Annotated in this window: 13 protein-coding genes; 1 reads left to right on the forward strand and 12 read right to left on the reverse strand. The window is 65.4% G+C overall.

Annotated elements, in window-relative coordinates; genetic code table 11:
• Positions 1 to 4 precede the first annotated feature (4 nt).
• From E4Q23_RS18970 to folE2, 7 genes are read right to left on the reverse strand one after another with little or no spacing between them, the layout of a single operon-like run.
• On the reverse strand, positions 5 to 547 hold the full coding sequence (locus E4Q23_RS18970; RefSeq protein WP_169068094.1) for a DUF3833 domain-containing protein: 543 nt from the start codon (positions 545 to 547) through the stop codon (positions 5 to 7).
• Positions 544 to 1,824 (reverse strand): MFS transporter, encoded by a 1,281-nt coding sequence (locus E4Q23_RS18975; protein WP_169068095.1) that lies wholly within the window; start codon positions 1,822 to 1,824, stop codon positions 544 to 546. Before E4Q23_RS18975 ends, E4Q23_RS18970 begins: the two co-directional genes overlap by 4 nt.
• A 2-nt stretch (positions 1,825 to 1,826) precedes the next feature.
• Positions 1,827 to 2,351 carry a chalcone isomerase family protein gene (locus E4Q23_RS18980; RefSeq protein WP_169068096.1) on the reverse strand — a complete coding sequence of 175 codons (525 nt, stop codon included), beginning with the start codon at positions 2,349 to 2,351 and terminating at the stop codon, positions 1,827 to 1,829.
• Positions 2,348 to 3,586: an SAM-dependent methyltransferase gene (locus E4Q23_RS18985; protein WP_169068097.1), complete on the reverse strand. Its 1,239-nt coding sequence runs from the start codon at positions 3,584 to 3,586 to the stop codon at positions 2,348 to 2,350. Before E4Q23_RS18985 ends, E4Q23_RS18980 begins: the two co-directional genes overlap by 4 nt.
• Positions 3,583 to 4,365, reverse strand: a complete 783-nt coding sequence (locus E4Q23_RS18990) for a DUF1365 domain-containing protein (protein WP_336511736.1) — start codon at positions 4,363 to 4,365, stop codon at positions 3,583 to 3,585. Before E4Q23_RS18990 ends, E4Q23_RS18985 begins: the two co-directional genes overlap by 4 nt.
• Entirely contained in the window at positions 4,362 to 5,693 is a 1,332-nt protein-coding gene (locus tag E4Q23_RS18995) for an NAD(P)/FAD-dependent oxidoreductase (RefSeq protein ID WP_169068132.1), read from the reverse strand. Before E4Q23_RS18995 ends, E4Q23_RS18990 begins: the two co-directional genes overlap by 4 nt.
• A 26-nt stretch (positions 5,694 to 5,719) precedes the next feature.
• Positions 5,720 to 6,520, reverse strand: coding sequence for a GTP cyclohydrolase FolE2 (gene folE2 / locus E4Q23_RS19000; protein ID WP_169068099.1), 801 nt, complete (start codon positions 6,518 to 6,520; stop codon positions 5,720 to 5,722).
• A gap of 505 nt (positions 6,521 to 7,025) precedes the next feature.
• Between folE2 and E4Q23_RS19005 the strand changes: the two genes are divergently transcribed.
• Positions 7,026 to 7,928, forward strand: coding sequence for a MerR family transcriptional regulator (locus E4Q23_RS19005; protein ID WP_248595587.1), 903 nt, complete (start codon positions 7,026 to 7,028; stop codon positions 7,926 to 7,928).
• A gap of 372 nt (positions 7,929 to 8,300) precedes the next feature.
• Here E4Q23_RS19005 and E4Q23_RS19010 read toward each other — a convergent pair whose 3' ends face one another.
• The 5 genes from E4Q23_RS19010 to E4Q23_RS19030 form a co-directional block, all read right to left on the reverse strand.
• The gene (locus tag E4Q23_RS19010) at positions 8,301 to 10,106 is read right to left on the reverse strand and encodes an SLC13 family permease (RefSeq protein ID WP_169068101.1); all 1,806 of its coding nucleotides are present in this window, start codon (positions 10,104 to 10,106) and stop codon (positions 8,301 to 8,303) included.
• A gap of 388 nt (positions 10,107 to 10,494) precedes the next feature.
• Entirely contained in the window at positions 10,495 to 11,301 is an 807-nt protein-coding gene (locus E4Q23_RS19015) for a peptidoglycan recognition protein family protein (RefSeq protein ID WP_211203841.1), read from the reverse strand.
• A 1-nt stretch (position 11,302) separates the two neighbouring features.
• The gene (locus tag E4Q23_RS19020; protein WP_169068102.1) at positions 11,303 to 13,210 is read right to left on the reverse strand and encodes a hypothetical protein; all 1,908 of its coding nucleotides are present in this window, start codon (positions 13,208 to 13,210) and stop codon (positions 11,303 to 11,305) included.
• 15 nt (positions 13,211 to 13,225) lie between these two features.
• Positions 13,226 to 14,698: a cell wall hydrolase gene (locus E4Q23_RS24180; protein ID WP_248595588.1), complete on the reverse strand. Its 1,473-nt coding sequence runs from the start codon at positions 14,696 to 14,698 to the stop codon at positions 13,226 to 13,228.
• A complete protein-coding gene (locus tag E4Q23_RS19030; protein ID WP_169068103.1) occupies positions 14,695 to 16,641 on the reverse strand; it encodes a hypothetical protein in 1,947 nt (648 codons plus the stop codon). The genes E4Q23_RS24180 and E4Q23_RS19030 overlap by 4 nt, the downstream gene beginning before the upstream one ends.
• Positions 16,642 to 16,649: the final 8 nt, after the last annotated feature.

Below are 16,649 nucleotides of genomic sequence, written 5' to 3' on the forward strand. Positions count from 1 at the left end.
GGTCTCAGCGCTTCCTGAAGCTCAGGCTGACTTCGCCGAGACGAAAACCGAACTTGCGCATTTCCGAGCGGTTGAGCATCACCTGCTCGTCGATCAGGAACATCCAGTCGTCAAAATCGACGTTCCACACCCGACCATCAACCGGCAGTGCCAGCACATAGCGCCAGCGCAGCGCGTTGCCGGCGGCCTCGCCGTGTGCTTCGCCGACAACGTCGTCGGCGACGCCAATGTAGCGCGCGGCGTCGACCCGCGTGATCGTCCATACCCGGCGCGAAGTGCTGCCGTCTGACCACGAGAAATGCTCGTCGAGCGTGCCGACATCGACCCCGTCACGCTTTTCCCATTTTGCATCGATCAGCACATGGAAGCGCTTGATCACGGCACCCGATCGATCCTGGAACATTCCCCAGCCGTCGATCTGGCCATTGAAGTAGGTGGCCAGATCGAGCGGCGGCTGTTCGGCCCGGTAACGCTCGACGGGCACACCGGAACAGCCGCCCAGACCAAGAAGGCCGCAGGCAAAGCAGGCCAGCCATAGTGTTTTCATGAAGACAACTCCAGAGTGTTGCGCCAGCGCCAGGCGAGCAAGGCGGCGACGGCTTTGAAGAGCAGCGGCAGCAGACAGTAGACCGCCGCCAGAGCGGCGCTGGCTGCGGCGGCCCCGGGCCGGTAGCCGACGAGATCGAGAAGCGGTAAGGACAAGCCGGCAGCCAGCGCCAGGTTGAGTTTGGCGACCAGATTCCACCAGCCGAAATAGGCGCCTGCCTGCGCCGAACGGCCGGACTCGCCACGATCGTCAGCGGGGGCTTCCGCTATATCGGCCAGCAAGGCGGCGGGCAAGGTCAGGTCGGCACCCAGGGCCGCACCCGAGAGCAGGCAGACAACGGCAAAGGGCCAGACATCGCCGGCGCCCAGACCCCACGCCCAGGCAAAGGAGGCGACGGCGACGAGCATCGACGCGATCCAGCTGCGCACTCGGCCAAAGCGCCGTGCGAGACTGACCCAAAGGGGCAGGAAGGCGACGCCACTGACGAAATAGAGCGCCAGGAAAGCGCCGCTCCAGGCTTGCGCCTGCAGGACATCGGCGACGAAGAACAGTACCAGCGTCGCCGGCAGCGCGGCGGCGATTCCGTTGAGCACGAATACCGCCAGCAAGTAGCGAAAACGCCCATCGTCGAGCACGCTGCGCAGTTCACCGAGGAGATTGCCTCTCGCCGGTATCCGCGTCTCCGCCGGCGGCGAACCGGAAAATGTCCAGGCGGCAAGGAGTAGCAGGAGCAAGGGGAAAACCTGTGCCAAGCCGGATAGCCCGGCCGCCAGATCGCTCGAGATCAGGCCGGGCACGGCCGCCGCCAGCACCACGCCAAGCAGGCCGAAACCCTCGCGGCTGGCAGTCAGCTGCGTGCGCTCACCGGCGTCACGACCGAGTTCGGCGCCCCAGGCCTGGTAGGCGACGCTGGCCAGCGAGAAGCCGAAGTAGGTGACCAGCATCGACGCCAGCAGCCACAGGGGTGCCGAGACGGCGGGCGGGTGCAACAGGGCATACATGCCCAGCGCCAGGCAGGGCAGCGCCAGCATGATCAGGCGCGGCCGATTCGCGGCCCGGTCACTCCAGCCACCAAGCAGGGGATCGATGCCGGCGTCAAGCAGCCGCGCCGCCAGCAACAAGCCACCAAGCAAGCTCAGGCTCATGCCGGCGGCGTCGGCATACAGGCGCGGAACATGCACATACACCGGCAGCGCGGCCATCGCCAGCGGCAGGCCGAGTGCGCCATAGGCGAGAAGTTGCCGGCGCGGGATGGCAGCGGCCTGCGCAATGGCCATTTTCAATTCTCCGGACGGGTAAGCAGCGCGGCGCGAAGATCGGGGCTGCGGCTGCGCTCGTCAAGCCAGATGGCGAAGAACAGGCGTGCGAAATCGGCATCGGCGACTTCACCACTGCGCCGCCCGCGATGGAAGAAGACGGCGCCTTGCCCTGGATAGTGCACGCCGACGATGGTCTCGCCTTCCTTCACGTCCGGGAAGATGCGCTGCAATTCGCTCTGCCAGCGCTGCAATTGCGCTTCGCTGGCGCCAAGCCGGCGCATCTCGTCGACGCTGCTCTCTACCAGGCGAGCGCGCGGGATGTCGCGCCGATAGTCGAGTTGCAGGGCGCTTGGCGCATCCGCTATGGCTACCGCGGTCGGGCCGGCGTCAACCCACAAGGTGGCGCGATAGAGCGCAATACCGAACCAGCTCATTTCGCCACTACCCCATTGCCGCCAGTCGCTGCCGCTTTGGCGCAGGGCGTCAGGCACCGCCTGCGTCAGGGTGCTGCTGATGAGGAGCAGCAGGGCGAACAGCGCTTTCATCGCGCGTGCGCCAGTTCGAACTGCATGACATCGGTAGCGCCGCTGTTGAAGCCGGCCTGGCAGTAAGCGAGGTAGAAACGCCAGAGGCGCCGGAAGCGTTCGTCGAATCCCTGCGCCGCGATCGCCGGCCACTGCTGTTCGAAACTGGCCGACCACTCCGCCAGGGTGCGCGCATAGTCACGCCCGAAAGCAAAGCTGTCGTTCACCGCCAGGCCGGCACGGGCTGCCTGCTCGCCGAAGACCGACGGACTCGGCAACATGCCGCCGGGAAAGACGTGCTGCTGGATGAAATCGGTGCCGCGACGGTAGCGGGCAAAAAGCTCGTCGCGAATGGTAATGCTCTGCACCAAGGCTCGCCCGGTCGGTGCCAGGAGCTTTTGCAGAGTGGCGAAATAGCTCGGCCACCAGCGCTCGCCAACCGCTTCGAACATCTCGATCGAGACGATGTGGTCGAACTGCTCGCCGACCAGATCACGATAGTCGCGCAATTCGATATGCACCTGCCGGTCCACGCCAGCCAGCCGCATCCGCTCTCTGGCGTACTGCAACTGGGCCGGTGACAGCGTCAGCCCGACCACTTCCAGGCCAGCCTCGCGCGCCGCGGTTTCGGCAAAAGCGCCCCAGCCGCAGCCTATTTCAAGCACCCGCTGGCCGGGCTGGGCGTCGATTCTTTGCAGGATCCGCCGGTACTTGGCCAGTTGCGCAGCGGCCAGCGAGCGCGGCGCAGCGCTCGAGTAGAGTGCGCTCGAGTAGCTCATCGTCGGATCCAGCCACTGCCGGTAGAAATCGTTGCCGAGGTCGTAGTGGGCCATGATGTTGCGGCGCGAGCCGGCACGGGTGTTGGCATTCAGCAGATGGCGCAGGCGCGCGCTGATGAGCGCCCACCAGCGGCCGTATACGGCCTTCGCCAGCGCCTGGCGGTTGTTTGCCAGCAGGGTCAGCAGTGCCGTGAGGTCGGGGCTATGCCAATGGCCATCGATCCAGGCCTCGGCGAAGCCCACATCGCCACGCTCGATAACCCAGTCGAAAACCGACCAGCTGGCGACCTCCAGGACTGCGGCGCTGTCGTCGCTGCGCGCCTGGCCGAAATGCAGGCTTGCCCCGTCCGGCAAACGCACTTCAAGGCTGCCGTATTCGAGGCCTTCGAGCAGTGCCAGAATCGCCCGCGCGCTGCGCGGCATTGGCTTGCCGGCGGTCGCGGCCGGCAGGGTGAGTACATTTTCGAGAGCATTCATCGTGTCGTCTCCTCAAGTGGAGGTGCGGGTTTTCTGAAGAAGGGAACGCGCTTGACCCAAAGCTTGAGCGCCTGCCAGTGGATACGCAGGACAACGCCAAGGGTGAGTAGCGGGAAATGGAAGAAGGCTTTCAGCAGGGGGCCGCTGGCGAGCGGCTCGGCGGTGCCGGAAATCGAGGTATGCAGCAGGTCGCCGCCGGCATCGCCGTGGTCGATGCGCGCCAGCCGCCAATCCGGCTTGCCGCTCCTGCCGGCACGCGCGTGAAAACGGAAGCGGTAGCTGCCAGCGACGTCCATGAATGGCGAGACATGGAAGACCTTGCGCCGCTCGATGGTCTCGCCGTCGCGAATGGGTCGGCCGTCGGGATGTGCCAGAAGGTAGTTATGGCGCTCGCCAAAAGTGTTATTGACCTCGGCCAGAACCGCCTTCAGATCGCCGCTGCTGTCGTGACAAAACCAGAGGCTGATCGGGTTGAAGACGAAGCCGAGGAGGCGCGGGAAACACTGCAGCCAGATCTCGCCGTCGGCAGTGATCCCCTCCTGCTGCAAGAGCGGACTGATCCACGCCAGCGGATGCGAGCCGTCGCGGGCGCCGTGGTCGGCAAAATGGAAGCTGAACAGGTTCCAGCGATTGACCGCGAAAAAGGCGCTGCGCGTCTGCTCGATGTGCGACAGCGGCAACAGGCAGTAAACCACCGGATAGGTGAAGCGGTTCTCCACCGGACGCAGCCGGCGGTGCATCACTTGCCCGAAGAAAAGGCGTGCCGATGCGGCGGTCACGCGGCCAGTTCCGTCAATCGCCCAAGCGCTGCAGCAGTCGTGGCAGGCGCATCTCTCCCCTGCCATGGCGCATGGCAGCCAAGGGCATTGGCCACCTGCAAGGCGGACTTGAGACCATCCTCGTGGAAACCGTAGCCATTCCAGGCGCCGCAGTACCACACCCCGCTGGCGCCCGAGATGGCCGGCAACTCGCGCTGGGCGGCAATCGCCGCAGCGTCGAAGATCGGATGTTCGTAGTCGAATTCGGCAATCACCCGCTCGCCGCGCGGCGCGCGCTGCGGGTTCAGCGATACCAGCAGCGGTGTCTTGAAAGGCAGTGGCTGCAGGCGGTTGATCAGGTACGAGACACTGACCGGGCGCTGGTCGAGCTCCTGGCTGCTGGACAAATAATTCCATGCTGACCACAGGGCTGGCGAACGCGGCAACAGCGCTTCGTCGGTGTGCAGCACGGCGCGGTTGGCTGCGTAGCGGATCGCGCCGAGCAAACGCCGCTCTGCGGGGCGGGCGGAGTCGCCAAGAATCGCCAGGGCCTGATCGCTGTGACAAGCGAGGATCACCTGGTCATAGTGCTCGACCGCCATGTCGGTATGCAGCTGCACGCCGGCCGCCGTGCGCCGCAGCTGACGCACCGGCGTTGCCAGGCGGATGTCGTCGAGCGAGGCGGCGAGCTTGCCGACGTATTCGCGGCCACCGCCCTTGACCGTTCGCCAGAGCGGCCGGTCGAAAACCTGTAGCAAGCCATGATTGCCGCAGAAGCGGACGAAAGTGGCGAGCGGATAGTCGAGCATCTGCCCGGCCGGGCAAGACCAGATCGCCGCCGCCATCGGCAACAGATACCATTCGGCGAAGGGCCGTGAATAGCCCCCGGCAGCCAGGAAGTCGCGCAAGCTGCGATCGTCGTCGGGATGGGCGCTGGTCCAGGCGACGCTTTCACGGTTGAAGCGCAGGATGTCGGCGAGCATGCGCCAGAAGCCCGGCCGCAGGAGGTTGCGCTTCTGCCCGAAAACGGTGGCCAGGCTGCTGCCCGCCCACTCCAGACGAGGCTCCTCGAGGCTGACCGAAAATGACATCTCGGTCTCCACGCTGGCGACACCGAGGTGAGCGAACATGGCCGTAAGGTTGGCATAGGTCTGCGTATTGAAAACCAGAAAACCGGCATCTACCGGGTGACGCACGCCTTCCAGCGTCACGTCTACGGTGTGCGTATGACCACCGAGCCTTGCCCCCGCCTCGTAGAGCGTCACCTGATGTTTCCGGGCCAGTAGCCAGGCGCTCGCCAGGCCGGAAATTCCCGCCCCGACGACGGCGATACGCTGTGCACCACGCATCTTCATCTCCTCGTTCTCAGGCAGTTTCAAGAGTTTTCGCCGCTGAGTTCCGCGTAGGCGGAATGATTGTGGATCGACTCGAAGTTCTCGGACTTCACGGTCCATTGCGCGATTCGCGGCTCTTTCATCAGGCGCAAGGCAATATCGCGAACCAGGTCCTCGACGAACTTGGGGTTGTCGTAAGCACGTTCGGTCACCCACTTCTCGTCGGGCCGCTTGAGCAGGCCGAAAACCTCGCAGGAGGCTTCCTCCTCAGCCAGACGGACGAGTTCCTCGGGACTCATCCCCGAGCGCAAGCGCGCGACGATCGTGATATGCGAACGCTGGTTGTGGGCGCCGTAGTCGCTGATTTCCCTGGAGCAGGGGCACAGGCTGGTCACCGGTGCGACAACCTCCAGCGTCAACTCGCTGCGTTGGCCATCGCGCCTGGCGACAACCATCCGCACGTCGTAATCGAGCAGGCTCTCGACCGCCGACACCGGCGCCGCCTTGCTGATGAAGTAGGGAAAGGCGAGTTCGATCTCACCGCTCGTCGCCTCCAGGCGGAGCAGCATCTCGTCGAGCAGGCGCAGCAGGCGATTGACGTTCAGCGGCGCACGCCGGTATTCGAGAAGCTCGACAAAACGCGACATGTGCGTGCCCTTGACCTCTGCCGGCAAAGCCACCGACAAGGACAAGCGGGCGACCGTGTTTTGCACCTTGCCGTCGGCATCGAGGAGCGCAAGCGGGTAGCGCAGACCCTTCACCCCGACCTTTTGGATCGCCAGTTGACGCTGGTCGGCCCTGGCCTGGATGTCGGGAAGAAAGAAGCTATCTGGTGCATTCATGACGCTGTCTCCGGTGGAGAGAAGAAAGTGAAAATCACTGCTGACCGCTGGTCGATATCTGCTTGCCGCTGCGGTCGATGAGGTATCCATGGAAGCTCCACGGTGGCGGTGCTCACCGCTCGCCTGGCGCGAAAGTCAGCTGACACCAATTGTCCAGGACATACAAGACAGCTATACGAAGACTTCAGGCATGAAAAGCATTCGTGTCGTCGGCCGTGATCACGCCTGTAAGCACGATTCTCCGCTGCCATCCGAGGAATATCGGTCGCCAGATCGACAATTGAGAGCACCGATCGAAATGCAAAGAGCCACATTTCTGCGCCCTTTTTGTCCTGGACATAAGTATTCATGGCTCAAATATATGGGCGCAGAAAGCGATTGTCAAGCCAAATTCTCTTTTTTGTCCTGGACAACTTCTGAGATATGCGCGACACTTGGGCATTACGAAGCAATTCACAGGCTTTCTTGCCAACTTGCCCAGGACATCATGACAACTCTCCCCTCCATGAATATCAGCGCCGTCGAGCGCGACACCGGTCTGGGCAAGGACACGCTGCGCGTCTGGGAGCGTCGTTATGGCTTCCCGCAACCGACGCGAGACGACAATGGGGAGCGCGTTTACCCGGCCGAGCAGGTCGATCGTTTGCGCCAGATGAAGCGCCTGATCGACCAGGGCCACCGCCCCGGCCGGCTGGTGGCGGCTAGCGACGAAGAGTTCGAACAGCTTTGCAGCGTCGCCACCTCGGGCGGCAGAAGCGAGGCGGCGGCGACGGGCGAGGCTTCACTGATCGCCAGGATGATCGCCCTGCTCAAGGCCAACGATGTTCCAGCGCTGCGCCAGGCGCTGAACCAGGCCATGATGCGCATGGGCCTGCAGCGTTTCGTCATCGACGTCGTCGCGCCACTCAATGACGCCGTTGGCGAAGCATGGATGACTGGCGAGTTTCAGGTCTTCGAAGAACATCTCTACAGCGAGCAGATCAAGTCGCTGTTGCACCAGGCGATCGCCAACCTGCCGACAGGCGGCGCTCCACGCGTGCTGCTCACGACGCCGCCGGACGAGCAGCACGTCCTCGGCCTGCTGATGGTCGAGGCCTTGCTCGGCCTCGACGGCGCCACCTGTATTTCACTGGGTACGCAAACGCCGCTGGTCGACATCCAGCTGGCCACCGCGGCCCATGCTGCAGACATCGTAGCGGTATCGCTTTCGGCAGCTTTTTCCGGACGCCAGGTGCGTCCACTGCTCAGCCAGCTGCGCGCGATGCTGCCGGCGTCCGTCGAGCTCTGGGTGGGTGGCGCAGGCGCCCAGCGCATGCCAGCGCAAGACGGCATCGTGCCCTTGCCGACACTGCAGGCTGCGCTCGACGCGCTGGAAAGCTGGCGAAGAAGCCGCGCGAACGACAACTAAGGCGATTGCTTGCCAGGGGTGCTGGCGGCCCCAACGCGCCGCTACGGGGGCAGGTCAGCGCCCTCTCGTCGCGCATCCGAAACGATAGCTAGCCTGGCTTCTCAGAAGTTGGTGGGCCACCACCCTCTTCTTGCCCATCCCACCACTCGCTGGAGCTATTCGCGCAACCGGGACCGACTCCATTGCACTGACATTTAATGTGAAAGTCGCGCAAGCGACTCAGGAAACTCCCTTCTCCTCTCACGTCACTCACCGCAGCACGAGCCAGCGGCGACTGAGACCGAGAACGCTACGACTCCGCCGCGCCGAGAGCTGCCGAGGAGCGCTTGACGCGCGGCGTCGAGGCGACTGCGTGCCTTTCTCGCTTCTGCCTCAAACCGGCTGCAGCGGCCAGAACAGAGGAATCAGCACGCTCGCCGTCACCCAGACCACCAGATTGAGCGGAATGCCGAGGCGCGCGAAGTCGGCGAAGCGGTAATTGCCGGCCGTGTAGACCAGGGTATTGGTCTGGTAGCCGATCGGTGTCGCGAAACTCGCACTGGCGGCAAACATCACCGCCACCACGAAGGGGCGTGGATCGACGCCGAGATGTTCGGCGATACCGATCACGATCGGCGTAAACAACACCGCCACGGCGTTATTGCTGAGGAATTCGGTGGCAATCGAAGTGAGCAGAATCACCAGCGAGAGCATCATCCAGGGCGACAAGCTGCCGCCGACGCCGACCAGCGCGCTGGCCATCAACTTGTCGAGTCCGGATTCGTGCATGGCGATGCTCAGCGCCAGCATGCCGAAAATGAGTACCAGAATCGGCCATTCGATCGACTTGTAGGCCTCGTCGGCGCGCAGGCAGCCAGTCGCCACGACGAGCACCGCGCCGATGATTGCCAGCCCTTCGATCGGCATCACATTGAAAGCGGCCAGAGTCATCACGCCGACGATGCTGGCCAGTGCAATCGGCGCCTGGCGATGATTGCTCACCGGCGTGAGACCTTCGGTGATGGCGAACAGATCGCCGTTTTCGCAGAAGCGCTTGATCTGCGCCGAGCCGCCTTCGACCAGCAGGACGTCGCCAAACTGCAACTGAAAGTCGTCGCCGATATCGGCAATCGACGCGTTCTTGCGATGCACGGCGACCAGGTGGATACCATAGCGGGCAGTGAGGTCGAGGTCGCGGATCGGGCGCAGGACGTAACGCGAGGTCTGGCCGACGATTGCCTCGACCATCACCACCCCACGGCGGCGCAGCGTTTCCAGGTCATGCGAATCAGCCACCTGTGCCTGCACACCCATCAGGTCGGTGCTGCTGCGCAGATCCATCATCGCGCTGCTGCGGCTATGCACCACCAGCCGGTCGCCGACCATCAGGGCCGTCGCCGGCAAGGGTGCGGACCACTCCTCGTCACCGCGAAACAACTTCAGCACTTCGATCGTGCCGTTTGCCAGGCGCGCTTCCTGCAAGCTTCGTCCGGCCAGATGGGAGCCTTCAGGAACGAACAACTCGCTCATGAACAGGCGGTCGCCGCTACCGGTGAACTGCTGCGTCAAGGTCTCGCGCACGGGCAGAAAGCGCGGCGCCAACCAGAGCAGCAAGGCGCAGCCGATCAAGGCGATGGCGATGGCCGGAGCACTGATCTCGAACATCCGGAATGGCTCGAGCCCATGCTGACGCGCCACGCCATCGACCAGGATATTGGTCGAGGTACCGACCATGGTGATCATGCCGCCGAGGATGGTCGCGTAGGAAAGCGGAATCAGCAGCCGTGACGGCGCCACCCCGTAGCGCCCGGCCATGGTGATCACCGCCGGAATCATCACCATCACCACCGGCGTATTGTTGATGAACGGCGACACCAGCAGACCCACCGCGAGCATTGCCAACAGCAGGCGGCGCTCACTGTGGCCGGCCATCGCCCCCAGCCAGTCACCCAGGCGATCGACGCAGCCGGTCTTGCTCAGCGCCCCACTGATGATGAACAGGCAGGCAACCGTAATCGGCGCGCTGTTGCTGAAGACGCTGAGCACCTGCTTCGGAGTCAGCAAACCGAGCGCCATCAGCAAGGCCACCGCGCTCATCACCGCCACATCCGGCTTCAGCCATTCGCGCACGAAGCACGCAAACAGGCCGACCAGCGTCAGGCCGACAGTCAGGGCATGCAGTGACTCGGGGAGCAACATCAACAGGCCTTTGTGGCTAAGGGTCGGGAGGGCGTAGGCGAAGCAGCGCGCCAAGGTAGCGCAAAGCCCAAAGACTGCGAAAGAATAAAAAGTTTCCTGCTTATTCCTTCAAGGCCTATCGTTCGACGACAAGGAATGCGCCGCGCTGGCCCGAGCAGCGAACGGCGGCCACCGCTCGCCGCGGACAAGTTGAGGCGGCGGTGGTAGCGGCTTCTGTTCCGGAGCACGCGATGCCAGTTTGCGGCGGCGTAGAACGGCAGGGGTTTGGCGGCAAGAACTGGCGACGGTATATGGCGGTGATGGACGTCGGCAGTGCGACGACCATCAGCGTCTGATCCTTCGTTAAGGCCCCTGAGCCGCGCGTGCCAGCCGCTGAGTCTGTTGCCCGTCAGGGAACGTCGTCGAATTTCGCCCAGGTCTTGGGACCGACGATGCCGTCAGGTACCAGGCCATGAAGCCGCTGAAAAGCTCGTACCGCAGCTTCGGTTCGTGGCCCGAACTCGCCATCGACGGTCACGCCGACCTTGGCCTGCACCGCTTTGACCACATCGCCGCTGCGCGGGCGCCGCAGCGTCGCGCGGGCGCCTTGCGTCGCGCCGGGCTGTGGCGGCTCGCTTGACGGGATCAGCGTCAGCACCTGTTGCCCGCCCAAGATCGCCTCGACGCGGCTGCGGAAGGTCGGCATGTCGAATAGCGGATCGGGCTTGCGGCCTGGCGGCAGCGCGTATTCCTTGTGCCCGGCGCAGGCTTCGGCGCCCCTGCCGAGGTGGCGAAGGATCGCTGCGACGCCGTGCTGGTAGGCGTCCATCTGGATCGCCGGCCAGGGGTCGACGCCGGGCAAGCCACGGTTCTCCGCCTCGATGCCGATGAAGCTGGCATTACCCGTCTTGCGCCCCTGCCAACTGCCGTGCCCGGCGTGATTGCAGCGCCCGGCGGCGATCACGTAGTAGGTGCCGTCGCGGCCCAGCCCGAGTTGTGCCAGCGGGCCCGAGAGGTCGGGACGACCGTCGATCAGCATTCGCAGGCTTGGCATGTTGCCGCTCATCGGGCCGGCGGTATGGTGGCAGATGACGCCGAAGATCGCGCCGACGTCACCGCGGCCACGGCTCTGCCAACCGGGTACCTCGGCGACCTTGAGTCCGGCGCCGAGCAGGATATCGGGTAACCAGGTCAGCGAATAAGTGATAGCAGGCATCTCAGAGCACCCCCCCTCTCGCCGCCGGCAGCTGCTCGTCGGCGCTTGCCGCAGCGGCATCGATGGCGACATCGCAGCCACAGCCCTCCTCCTCGTCATCGGCAGGCGCGGGCCCTGACCCGTCACCAGCCGCCGGCTCGTTGTTCAGCAGTGTCGCGATGTCCTGACTGGTCAGCTCATTCGAGCCACCACGGCGCGTCTCTATATGCCAGGCGATGATCGCTTCCCGGCTGTCGGCGTCGAGGACGCCGCTCAGCTTGCTGCTCGGCATTTTCAGCGCCCTTTGGATGTCGCGCGTCTGCTGCTCGCTGAGCGCCCGCTCCGACTCGTTCAAAACATTCTGGAAGGGGCCGCTGGCGCCGGCTGGCGCCTGGCCGCCGGCGCCGCTCGGCGGACTTGGTGCCGCTCCAGCCGTGCCGGCTTTGCCGCTGGCGTCGGCTTCATTGGGCTTGGTGCCACGCAGTTTCACGAGTTGGCCAAGGAGGTCGAACCAGAATTGCGCGCCCAGCGTGCAGGCAACGGCGGTAATAAAAAAACCGAGCACCATCGCGGCAAGGTTGCCCAGCGTCGCCACCGTGTCATCGCTCCCGAACACCGGTGGCAGCCACTGCCGAGCGTTCCAGCCGAGCGGAATGCCAAGCGCGCAGAGTTGACCAAGCGCCGCTTTCCCCTGCGCGGACTCGTTCTGCCCCTGTGTGAGCGCTCTTGCACTACCGTCGCCCGGGCCATTGCTCTCGAGATTCTGGAGCGTGCCCAGCCCCGGGACACTCGGACACACAGCAAACCCAGGCGTGCTGTCCGCGGCCGGCGGCGCGGCCGGCGGCGCCGGCATTGCGACGTGGCGCTCGTTGGCGATCGCCAGGCCGATCCGTTTCGCCTGCGCCTGCGCCAGCTCCAGGGTCGCCAGAAATGGCTTGCTGGCGCTGACGCTGGCGCCGGCAAAGTCCTGCTGCAGTTTGACCAGGCCCGCGTCGATCGACTTCTGCGCCTCGGCGAGCAGCTCTGAATGTGGACTCGGCATGGCTTCTATGTTGCGCGCGCGCAGGACTTCCTGGCGCAGACTACTGGCCTGCATGATCAAGGCGGTTGCCCGACTACCGCTGCTGGCGTTGAGGATCTTGATCAACTGGTCGATATCGTCGTTGCTGAGCTTCTGCGCGCTGGCCAGCGCGCTCACAGCCTTCTGCTGCTGATCGCTCGCTGCCGGCGCGGCTGCCGGTACGGCCGCTGCGCGCACCGTCGCTTCGCGCTCGGCGACCGCCTGCTGGGCGGCAGCGACCGTCGCCGCGCGCAGCACCGGGTCATTCCATAAGGCGATGCTGATGACGATCGGGTTGATGTTGAGGACTACGGCCAGCGCCAGGCCGACGCCAAAAAGCAGCGCTTGCGTCTTGCGCGTGAACCAGCCGATCGAGCGATCAGTGGTAGCGACGAACCACTGGCGGACGCGCCCCTCGAAGGCCGGCCAATCGTTTTCGACGCCGGCGCACAGGCTTTGCAGCGTCTCGCCGACCGCCGCCAGCCCCGTCGCCGTGGCGGCGTTGCCGGCCGCTGGTGTGATCTTCGCCAGCAGCGCCGAGACGTAGCCCTGCGGCGTTCCCTGGCCGCGCTGCACGGGTAGTGTCGCTTCCTTGCCGAGCAATTCGAACAGTGCGCTCAGGAAAATGTCCGGTTCCAAATACGACGGTTTGCCGTCCTTGAGGTAGAGCGTGCGCACCAGCGGCAGCTGATAGAGCTTGCCAGCCAGTTGCGCGTCGTCACCGAGCATCGAGGCGACGGCGGCGAGCAGGTTGCTGCCGCGCGTCTGCTGCCAGTTGCTCACGAAACTGGCCAACACGCTGGCAATCAGGCTGGACAGTGCGAAAACGAGCACCAGGCCAATGGCTACGTCAAGGATGCGGTTGTCCATGCTGTACCCAATCCGTCAAGCGATGTCGTTGAAGAAACGATGCCGACCGATCTGCGCGCACGGCTGCTTGCCGCGCGCCCATTTCGGTGGCACCGACAGGATCTCGGAGTAGTAGTGAGTGGCGCCGCGCGTCGGGTCGTCACCGAGCCTGTCCGACGCAGCGTGCTGGCGGCCGTCCAGCCTGGCCACGGCGGCGCCGGCGATCGCCAGCGCCAGGACGAATTGCGAATCGGCCTCGTTCACGGCGAGGAGTTTCTTCAGATTGGGATCGCCGACGTTCCAGCACGTGAACTGCCACGCTTTGCGGCATACCTCGGTGATCGTCCGGCCCCACCACGATTTCTTCCGGCAACGATTGAGGACGACGTGGGCGACGGCGGCCATCGCCACGGCACCATTGCGCTGATCGCGCGCCTCGCCCCAGATCGTCCGCGCCAAGGTGTCTTCGCTGCTCTTGCTCGGCGCGTCGGCAACGCGCGGCGTCACTGCCGGCGACGCCGCCCGCACACGGACCGGATTATCGGCAGGCGCGAGCCCGTGCCGACTGCCGTCGCCGAGCCGGCAGCCGAGGCGCTCCAGTACCGGCCCGATCGGGCATCCGAGAGCGTTCCAGTCGACTTCCGAACGTGGCGCGCCAGCACAGTGCAGGCCGAGCAATTGGCCGCGCGCGTCGACCAGCGCGCTGCCGCTGTCGCCGGGCCCCGTTCCTGGCTCGTCGACCAAATACGCCAGCCCGTTTTCGAGCCAGTAATCCCGCATTCCGGGCACTTCCGGGGCATCGACCCAGCCCGACCACCAGCCGCGAAAGCGCGCGCCGAGTGGTCCCTGCTGGCACAGGATGCTCAAGGGTTGGTCGAGGAAGGAGAGATTGCCGGCGTGCGTCTGCGCCATGCCTGGATGACGCGCGATCAGTACGTCTGCTTGCGGCGCTGAAATCTCGGCGATCGCCGCGTCGATCGGCGTCTGCGGCCGCCACGCGCCGAGCACGGGCTGCCAGTCGCGCAGCCTGGCAACGACGTGGCCGTCAATCTCGATCTGGTCGTCGACGCTGGCGTCCGGGCTGCCGGCGAAGACGTGCGCGGCGCTGAGCACGAACAGGCGCGACGCATCGCGACGTCCCCGCAGGATCGCCGCCGCCGTTCCCGGCAGTCCGTTGCAAGTCGCATTGCGGGCGCTGCCCATGCTCGTGCCGACGTTTTGCTGGACGCAGCGCGGCGCACGAATCGAGCGCACCGGCCAGCGTTGGCGACCGTCGGCCGACGACAGCTGTGTGAGCAGACAGCCTCCGGGAGCGTCGTCGGCAAAAGCAAGTACCAGCGGCAACCATGGCGACGATGGCGCCAATGGCGCCGGCCGCCACAGCCACAGCAGATGCGCGGCGGCAAGTTCACTCAGCACCGGTGCCGAGCGGTAGTCGGGTCGGCACAGCAGTCGCGGGCCCTGGGCAGTGGCACCGACGATCGGCGGGCAGAATGGCGGCCAGATCATGGCTTGCCGCAGCGGCCTGCCAACAAGGCGTCGACGATTCGCGGGTCAGTGCTGTTCGTGGTGCCCGGCAAGCCGAGCTTCGCCCTGCAATCCGCGACCGCATCCTTCATCCGCCCGCCAACAAGGCAATCGTCCTCGAGCTGCCGCTGCGCGCAGACCTTGTGCAGGTCGTCCCGTGTGGCAGGAAGAGTGCGCTGGTTGTCCGCCGCGGGTGGCGGCGACCCATCCGCAGCGCCAGCCGTTTCCCCCTTTGGCCGAACACGAACCTCGCGGCGGGCAACGCCACTCCCGTCGGCGATCAGCAGCGTAAAGTCGACATTCGGTGCCGTCGCCGGCATCTTCAGCGTCACCACCTGCAAGCCATTGACGCCGCTGACGCTGACCTCGGCGCCTCTGGGCGCCGTGCCGAGCACTGCCGCCCGTGGCACCCCGGAGCCGCCGCTGACGACCCAGGTGAAGGTCTCGCCGCCGCCGAGGTGGATCTCGTCGCTTTCGGGATTGAGCATCAGCAAGGCATTGCCGGCGGCGGCGTTGAAGCGGCATCGCGACAAGCCGGCGACCTGGCGCGACAACATGTCGGCCTGCTCCAGCCAGTGCTGCAGATCAACCGTGCTGGCGGCCAGTTCCTCACCGGCCTGCTGCATCGCATCGACGGCCTGCGTCGCTGCGTCGCTGGGCGCGGCCTCGACGCCACCTGCCTGCGCGGGCGCCACTCCCGGCGGCGCCGCCGGCGTCGCCGGCGCCAACAGCGTCGCGCCCGAAAAGCGGAAAGCGTTGTTGCGCAGCGCCTCGGTGACCGCGAAGATGGCGCTGAGGTCGGGTTGCGTCTTTATGACTTCGGCGGCCACCTGACTCTGGATCTCGCGCGCCTTGCCGGTCAGCTGTGCCGGCGCGAGCCTGATCCGGGCCAGCAGGTCCTCGCCGCGGCCAATCACTTCACGCACCTTCCTGGCCAGCTGCGACGCAGCATCGGACTGCTGCCGAACGAGTGCGCGACTCGCACGATCACGCGCGACGGCGCGCGCGTCGGGACCTTTCATGCATTGCCGAAACTGAGTGTCGCTCTCACTGCTGGTCCGGATGCGCAACAGCTTGGCGTCGACGGCAGCCGTGTTCGGCGCGATCGCGGTCGCCTTCCTGCCGCACTTGGCGGCTGCGGCAGCTGGCCAGCTCGCGACGCTGGCGTTGACCCTGGTAATAATCTGTTCGTAAGTGGCCAATGCGCGACGGGCGGTCGCCATCGCAGCAAGCAGCGTCGGTCGCGCGCCGCTGTTGCCGCCGCTGTCCGGGTTCGCCACGGCGGGCGCCGGCGTCGGCTGTGCCGCGTCGTGGGCCACGGCTGCAGGTTTCGCGGCGTCCGCTGCAGGTGCTGCGACCTCGCCGTCCGGACTTGCGACGGAGTGGGTCACGACCGCAGGACTCACAACCGCAGGGCTGGCGAGCGCGGCAACAGGCATCGCTGCACTCGCCGGGCGTGGGCGAACGCTTTCGATCTCGTCCCGACGGTAGAGATAGGGGCGAGCGGCCAGCGATGCGCAACCCAGGGCGTCGGCGCCGGCCACGTAGATCAACTGCCGCGGCTGCGAGGTGAAGGTCGTGCCATAGGCATAAGCCGCGGCGCCGGTCAGGCCGGCGGCGGCCAGCCAGTTCTGCGTCGAATCCGATGAGCTGGTGATACCGCGATACATCGCGACCGCAGACAGCGGGATCAGCGCCGCGCTGATCAGGTTGCTCAGCGTCGTTTCGCTGCTGACGGCGTCGAGATAGCGCATCCGCAAGCGATTGACCCGGGCGATGACCGCGGGCAGTTCGCCGTAGAACTCCTCGTCTGCCTGTCCGCCCGGCGTATGCGAAAGATCTGTCTGTTCGAGCACTAGCTCCTGAGAAATGATCACCGGGCTAATTGTCGTACAGGCGCCAAGGACGAGAAGCACCGTGGCCATCAGCAAGC

Origin of the sequence: Candidatus Accumulibacter phosphatis (assembly GCF_012939955.1) — a bacterium.
In the GTDB taxonomy this organism is placed as follows: domain Bacteria; phylum Pseudomonadota; class Gammaproteobacteria; order Burkholderiales; family Rhodocyclaceae; genus Accumulibacter; species Accumulibacter delftensis.

Excerpts from the sequence above, each read along its gene's own strand:
- E4Q23_RS18970 (WP_169068094.1), bottom strand. The coding sequence starts at position 547 with ATGAAAACACTATGGCTGGCCTGCTTTGCCTGCGGCCTTCTTGGTCTG.
- E4Q23_RS18975 (WP_169068095.1), bottom strand. The coding sequence starts at position 1,824 with ATGGCCATTGCGCAGGCCGCTGCCATCCCGCGCCGGCAACTTCTCGCC.
- E4Q23_RS18980 (WP_169068096.1), bottom strand. The coding sequence starts at position 2,351 with ATGAAAGCGCTGTTCGCCCTGCTGCTCCTCATCAGCAGCACCCTGACG.
- E4Q23_RS18985 (WP_169068097.1), bottom strand. The coding sequence starts at position 3,586 with ATGAATGCTCTCGAAAATGTACTCACCCTGCCGGCCGCGACCGCCGGC.
- E4Q23_RS18995 (WP_169068132.1), bottom strand. The coding sequence starts at position 5,693 with ATGCGTGGTGCACAGCGTATCGCCGTCGTCGGGGCGGGAATTTCCGGC.
- folE2 (WP_169068099.1), bottom strand. The coding sequence starts at position 6,520 with ATGAATGCACCAGATAGCTTCTTTCTTCCCGACATCCAGGCCAGGGCC.
- E4Q23_RS19005 (WP_248595587.1), top strand. The coding sequence starts at position 7,026 with ATGAATATCAGCGCCGTCGAGCGCGACACCGGTCTGGGCAAGGACACG.
- E4Q23_RS19010 (WP_169068101.1), bottom strand. The coding sequence starts at position 10,106 with ATGTTGCTCCCCGAGTCACTGCATGCCCTGACTGTCGGCCTGACGCTG.
- E4Q23_RS19015 (WP_211203841.1), bottom strand. The coding sequence starts at position 11,301 with ATGCCTGCTATCACTTATTCGCTGACCTGGTTACCCGATATCCTGCTC.
- E4Q23_RS19020 (WP_169068102.1), bottom strand. The coding sequence starts at position 13,210 with ATGGACAACCGCATCCTTGACGTAGCCATTGGCCTGGTGCTCGTTTTC.
- E4Q23_RS24180 (WP_248595588.1), bottom strand. The coding sequence starts at position 14,698 with ATGATCTGGCCGCCATTCTGCCCGCCGATCGTCGGTGCCACTGCCCAG.
- E4Q23_RS19030 (WP_169068103.1), bottom strand. The coding sequence starts at position 16,641 with ATGGCCACGGTGCTTCTCGTCCTTGGCGCCTGTACGACAATTAGCCCG.